The following is a 5,534-nucleotide window of genomic DNA, read 5'->3' on the forward strand; positions in this document are numbered from 1 at the left end:
AAGTTATCCCGCCGGAGTAACCGGACGATTCGCCTGAACTTCCTTTGGGCCTATGGTTATAACGTCGCGCTGATCCCGATCGCCGCCGGCTTGCTTTATCCGCTAACCGGCTGGTTACTGGACCCCATGATTGCCGCAGGCGCCATGAGCGTCTCAAGCATATTTGTATTGTTCAACTCTCTTCGCCTGCGCCGGTTCACCGTTGGATCAACGCAAAATACGTCGGCCCCGCCGCCCATCGGCGCAAACCCCAACATGACGGATGGATAATATTCGATTTTACTGATATTATGGAACGTCACATCCCGCGCAATTAAACAAACGTTTATTTAGCATTGCGGGCAAACAAACAAATGACCTGATCTATATCAATGCGGATAAGTGGCCATTGTTTGACCATTTGAATGTGGGCCGATAGAATCGAGCCCCTTTCCAAGGGCAAAATAAACGAACGGTCAGGACGACCGAACGTTGCGTTAATTCAGTTTGACTCAAATGTAATTTGGAGGAGCTTATGAGCACGGTTGTACAAAGCACCGAACAAGCCGCCAAAGCGGAGGGTATTTTCACCCGCATCGGAAGGCTTCTGGGGCTGGTTCAAGATGAGAACGTCGCACCGCGCGTGCCATGGGCTCTTGCTGTTGTCGGCATTTCTCTGGCAGTGTTGGTTCTTAGCGCATATCGCTGGTACCAGCAAGTCTATTCGTTTTCTGTCGGCCTCGATTATTTCGAAGCGGAGTTCCAGACCTACTGGATGAGCCTTTTTTGGACCCAGGTTGTGCTTCTGTCATTGATTCTGGCCATCGGCGTGCCCATTTTGTGGTTCACGCGACCGGCTAACCCGGAAGCCATGACACCATCGGCCGAACTGAAAATCTACTACATCATCCTTTCGTTCGCCGCGGTTGGCAGCATCATCCTGGTCGCCGGCTTGGGGATTTACGTTGAAGCCGACGCCGCATGGCACCAAGTCACCATCCGTGACACCGACTTCACGCCGACCCACATTGGCTTGTTCTACTTCGTCATTCCGGCGGGCGCCGTCGGCGGCATCCTCGGTTTTCTGTGGATCCACACTCGCGTGCCCTACTTTGTGAACCGCGTTTCCATCCCACTGGCACTGATCCTGTCCGCTCCGGTCTTGATCATGCCGAACCTGGGCTTGAACGAATGGGGCCACACGTTCTTCTACGCTGAAGAATTGTTCGCCGCTCCCATCCACTGGGGCTTCGTGGTTCTCGGTTGGGCCTTGTTCGCCATTGGCGGATTCATCATGCAGATCCTCATGCGCGTTCGGGATCTGACGGCGATTGAATCCGATCAAGAACGAATCGCCGCTTAACCCGGCCGCTACCAGCACGCAATTCTTTGCGATCAAAAACGCCGAGTCTATAACGGACTCGGCGTTTTTTTTGGTCTGTCATCGGCAAGGTCGCATCCCTCCCTTTTGTGACGTAACATTCACCCACAACGAAATAACGATTGATCTACGGAGCCACTATGAGCGCGGTGCATCGACGAACAACAATCACCTTTTTTGCCCTACTTCTTTTACTTGGCCTTACCGCGCCGCTCCGCGCAGCCCAAGCGCCGAATGACTTCCAGTGGGGCCTGGTGGCTTATCACGTCAACTTTCCCGGCTACGAGCTCTACCCGGAGGATTTCAAAACCATTGCGGCCAATGGCATTGAATGGGTTCGGATCGATTTTGCCTGGGGCCGACTCGAGCCGACTCGAGGCGTAGACTTCGAATTTGAGTATTTCGATATGTTGGTCCGAGAAGCGCGAGCAAACGGTCTGCGGATATTGGGAACGCTGGGGAACGGCTACAACACGCTCCAGCGCCCGGTTGCACCACTATGGACACGCTGGCTAACCGGCTCGCAGTACGTCAATGAACTCCGGGACTATGCCAATGCCACCGTTCAACGATATGCGGCGGATGTGGACGCCTGGGGACTGGAAAACGAGCTTCATATCGCGGCCGGCCACGTGCTCCTTCGCTGGCGCTTTAAAGTCTGGCGACCGGCAATCAACGACGAGATCATGGTCGTCTTGTCCAATGCCGTCAGAACGCATGATCAGCAGGGCGGCGCCGAGATGATACTCACCGCGGCCCCCATCCCTGGATGGCAGGCATTTTTACGAGAGATGGCCACGTTGATCGACTACGACGCGGTGGGCCTTTTTACTTATCCTGCATTTACCTCCCCGGACCCAAGTGGGTTCGACGATCTGGTCGCGGAACAGATTGCGCAAGCTCGCGAGGCCAGCGGCGGTAAGCCGGTTATCGTGATGGAAACGGGCTATCAAACGCCGACGCCGGGACCACGGCGTACGGAGGAAAAACAGGCCGAGTATGTCGTCGCCATGACTCAGGCGTCGATTAAAGCCGGCGCCACGGGCATCTACTTTTATCAATACTTGGACAATGATGACGAGTGGCTCCCGCGCGAAGAAGCCTTTGGATTGTTGAACAACGATCGCACGCCAAAACTCGCATGGGAGCGTTACGGAGACGTTATTCGGCAAAATGGCGGGGTTGACTAATTCGACATCCTACGATCAGCCCTGGGCAACGATAAAACAGCAGTGAAATCAGAACCAGGATCAAAAAAGTAAACGAGAGAACTCATGATGGCCACAACACGTAGGGCTACTGTACTGATCGGACTGCTATTACTTTTTGTCATTACACACGCTAAGGCAGTCGCCGGTTCACCGTGCGCCGACCCGAAAGCCGCCGCACCCGGCATGGATCCCGCCGCATACGGCGGTTTCTTTTTGGGCGCGAACGGCTGTATGTACGACCCGGCTCAAACCGATGTAATTAATGTACCACCCGTCTACCCGAAAGGCGCTTATTCACGACGCGAGCGTCTATTCTACGTAAACGGTGGCAATCCAAAAGTCCAACGTGAATTCCTGATGGCCCGGCAACTATCCCAGGTCAGTGGTATGCCCGTCATCGGTGTCTTCAATACATTCCCATCCGAGAAAGGCACACTGAGCTACGATTCCAGCTACAACGCTGTTGTTTCCACTCTAACCAGTTTGATCGTGAGTTCTGTCGAACAGGGTGAGGGACTACATTTGCGTGGGGGTAGTGCTGGAGCGGCCGTGATCTCCGCCGCGTTGGTTCGATCGAAATCCATTTTGCAGCGGCGTACACGCCGTCCCGGTGAAGCCGATGGCATGATGAGACGGGTCAAAGTGGAAACGGCCGGCTCAGTCGTACGCTATTTCCCGAATGGACCACGCTACATTCACTACGCGAACTTGAAAGATAGGTGGCCGGAAAAATCAGGCGTACTCAGTCCGTTCGCTCAACCTGGGCGTGCTTCCGTCATCGCCTTGTTCGATGATGAGATTCCGCCCATTGAGGCAGGGTTCGAGAAAACGACTCCCGACGCGATTCGCAGTCTCTCCAGACATGGTTTCAGTGTTTATAATCAGAATCGTCTCCCGTTCGAGGAAGTGTACGATCATTCTCGCCCCGTTTTGCCGAAAAACGTTCGTGTCGACCGTTGACTAGCCAGAACACTAACTACTGTCGGATGTCTACTGACCGGAAATCCCGGGGTTAGACTTTTAAATCTTATTCGTGGAAGTATCGGGTAGCGGAAACGAGACCTAGAATAACAACTTACCATCGATACCAGGGATAGCTACTACCGTGAAATTATACGACACAGTCGGGCGTCTAGTTGGTTTCATGTTGCCCGTTCGAAGCGCATGCAAAAGTAATTTATCGGCGACGCTGAGATCGAAGATAACAGTGGATGGAGACACGACTATGTTTAAGAGCTACAACATCTCCAAGCTAACAAGTTTGTTGTTGCTTTTGTCGATCATGTGCTCTGGATCAGTGAACGCCATAGAATGCGCGGATCCTTCCGCGGCCCCGTCAGGACTGGAAGCCGCCGCATACGGCGGTTTCTTTTTGGGCGCGAACGGCTGTATGTATGATCCCTATCAGGTCGACGTTAACGAAGTTCCGCCTGTTGTCACGAACAGTTCACGCCCATCGAATAAGCGACTTTTTTTCGTCAATGGCGGCAGCCCCAAGGTCGAACGCGAATTCCTGATGGCGCAACAGCTCTCGGAAGTCAGCGGCATACCCGTGATCGGTGTTTTCAATACCTTCCCGTCACGAAATGTTGTTCAAAGCCACAAAGCGATTGTATCGACCCTGACGGATTTAATGATCCGATCAATCGAGCGCGGCGAAGAACTTCACGTCCGGGGCGGCAGTATCGGACCGGCAATGATTTCCGCCGCGCTGGTTCGAGCAAAACTGGTTTTGCAGCGAAGAACCCGCCGGCCGGGCGAAGCCGATCGCATGATGCGGCTTTTGAAAATCGAAACCTTCGGCTCCATCGAACCCTACTTTCCCAATGGACCACGTTATATCCATTACGTGAACCGCAAAGATCTCATTCCAAAAGTAATTGGCGTGAACAGCGCCGTCATGGAGCCGGGACGCAGCTCTGTAATCGCGTTGTTTGACGACGAAGCCCCGCCGATCGAGGCTGATTTCGAAGAGACAACACCGGATGTGTACGAAGATCTTTCCAGACACGGATTCTCGGTCTACAACCAGAATCGCCTCCCTTTTGAAAGGCTCTACGAACTTTCGCGTGCGCGTTTGCCCAAGTTCATTGTCATTGACCGTTGATCGGGCCAACGTGAGAAGATACATCGTGACCACCGAGTGGATTTTCCCGCTCGGTCTTTCAGCGGCCATGGCCGGCCGGCGACGTGCTACAGACTTGATGCCGATCGGCTGGCTCATTGACGCTCTTTGAACCAGTATAGGCAAAACCCGTTTGTTCAATCCCCCGAAAATCCAACAGAAAATGGAGTTTCACAATGAGTGTACTCGTGACCAAACCTGCACCCGATTTCTCGGCGCCAGCCGTCATGCCGGACGGTACAATCAAAGCGGACTTTAAATTGTCGGATTTGAAGGGTCGCTATGTCGTCCTGTTTTTCTGGCCACTCGATTTCACCTTTGTCTGCCCATCGGAAATCATCGCCCACGACAATCGGATGGCGCGATTCGCCGAGTTGGGCGTGGAAGTTGTCGGTGTTTCGATCGATTCCCAGTTTACTCACCACGCTTGGCGAAATACGCCGGTGGGATCAGGCGGCATCGGCCCCGTGAAGTTCCCCATGGTGGCGGACGTACGCCATGAGATCGTACAAGCCTATGGCGTTGAACATCCCGATGGTGTCGCCCTCCGTGCGTCGTTCTTGATTGACCGTGATGGCGTCGTTCAACATCAAGTCGTCAATAACTTGCCTTTGGGGCGGGAAGTCGAAGAAATGCTGCGATTGGTCGAAGCGCTCCAGTTCGTCGAAGAGCATGGCGAAGTCTGCCCCGCAGGCTGGCGAAAAGGCCAAGAAGGCATGAAACCCACCGCCGAAGGGGTCGCGGAGTACTTGGCTAAGCACAGCAAAGAACTCTGATACCGCTTGTAATGCACCACCAGTCGAGGGCGCCCCCCCGGCGGCCGCGCCCCCGGACCCAC

General features: G+C 54.0%; 6 protein-coding genes. All 6 read left to right on the forward strand.

Annotated features, from left to right (window positions below; genetic code table 11):
• Nucleotides 1-270 (forward strand): hypothetical protein (locus SVU69_13515; GenBank protein ID MDY6944015.1); only part of this gene is annotated, 270 nt, incomplete at its 5' end.
• Between the two features lie 244 nt (nucleotides 271-514).
• A complete protein-coding gene (locus SVU69_13520) occupies nucleotides 515-1,342 on the forward strand; it encodes a methane monooxygenase/ammonia monooxygenase subunit C (protein MDY6944016.1) in 828 nt (275 codons plus the stop codon).
• Nucleotides 1,343-1,500: 158 nt separating this feature from the next.
• A complete protein-coding gene (locus SVU69_13525) occupies nucleotides 1,501-2,550 on the forward strand; it encodes a beta-galactosidase (protein ID MDY6944017.1) in 1,050 nt (349 codons plus the stop codon).
• An 84-nt stretch (nucleotides 2,551-2,634) separates the two neighbouring features.
• On the forward strand, nucleotides 2,635-3,531 hold the full coding sequence (locus tag SVU69_13530) for a hypothetical protein (protein MDY6944018.1): 897 nt from the start codon (nucleotides 2,635-2,637) through the stop codon (nucleotides 3,529-3,531).
• A gap of 145 nt (nucleotides 3,532-3,676) precedes the next feature.
• Nucleotides 3,677-4,678, forward strand: a complete 1,002-nt coding sequence (locus tag SVU69_13535; GenBank protein ID MDY6944019.1) for a hypothetical protein — start codon at nucleotides 3,677-3,679, stop codon at nucleotides 4,676-4,678.
• Between the two features lie 194 nt (nucleotides 4,679-4,872).
• Entirely contained in the window at nucleotides 4,873-5,472 is a 600-nt protein-coding gene (locus SVU69_13540; GenBank protein MDY6944020.1) for a peroxiredoxin, read from the forward strand.
• Nucleotides 5,473-5,534: the final 62 nt, after the last annotated feature.

Source organism: Pseudomonadota bacterium, assembly GCA_034189865.1.
Taxonomy (GTDB): domain Bacteria; phylum Pseudomonadota; class Gammaproteobacteria; order UBA5335; family UBA5335; genus JAXHTV01.

What these genes read in the sequence shown, in the direction of transcription:
- SVU69_13520 (MDY6944016.1), top strand. Translation starts at nt 515, where the DNA reads ATGAGCACGGTTGTACAAAGCACCGAACAAGCCGCCAAAGCGGAGGGT.
- SVU69_13525 (MDY6944017.1), top strand. Translation starts at nt 1,501, where the DNA reads ATGAGCGCGGTGCATCGACGAACAACAATCACCTTTTTTGCCCTACTT.
- SVU69_13530 (MDY6944018.1), top strand. Translation starts at nt 2,635, where the DNA reads ATGATGGCCACAACACGTAGGGCTACTGTACTGATCGGACTGCTATTA.
- SVU69_13540 (MDY6944020.1), top strand. Translation starts at nt 4,873, where the DNA reads ATGAGTGTACTCGTGACCAAACCTGCACCCGATTTCTCGGCGCCAGCC.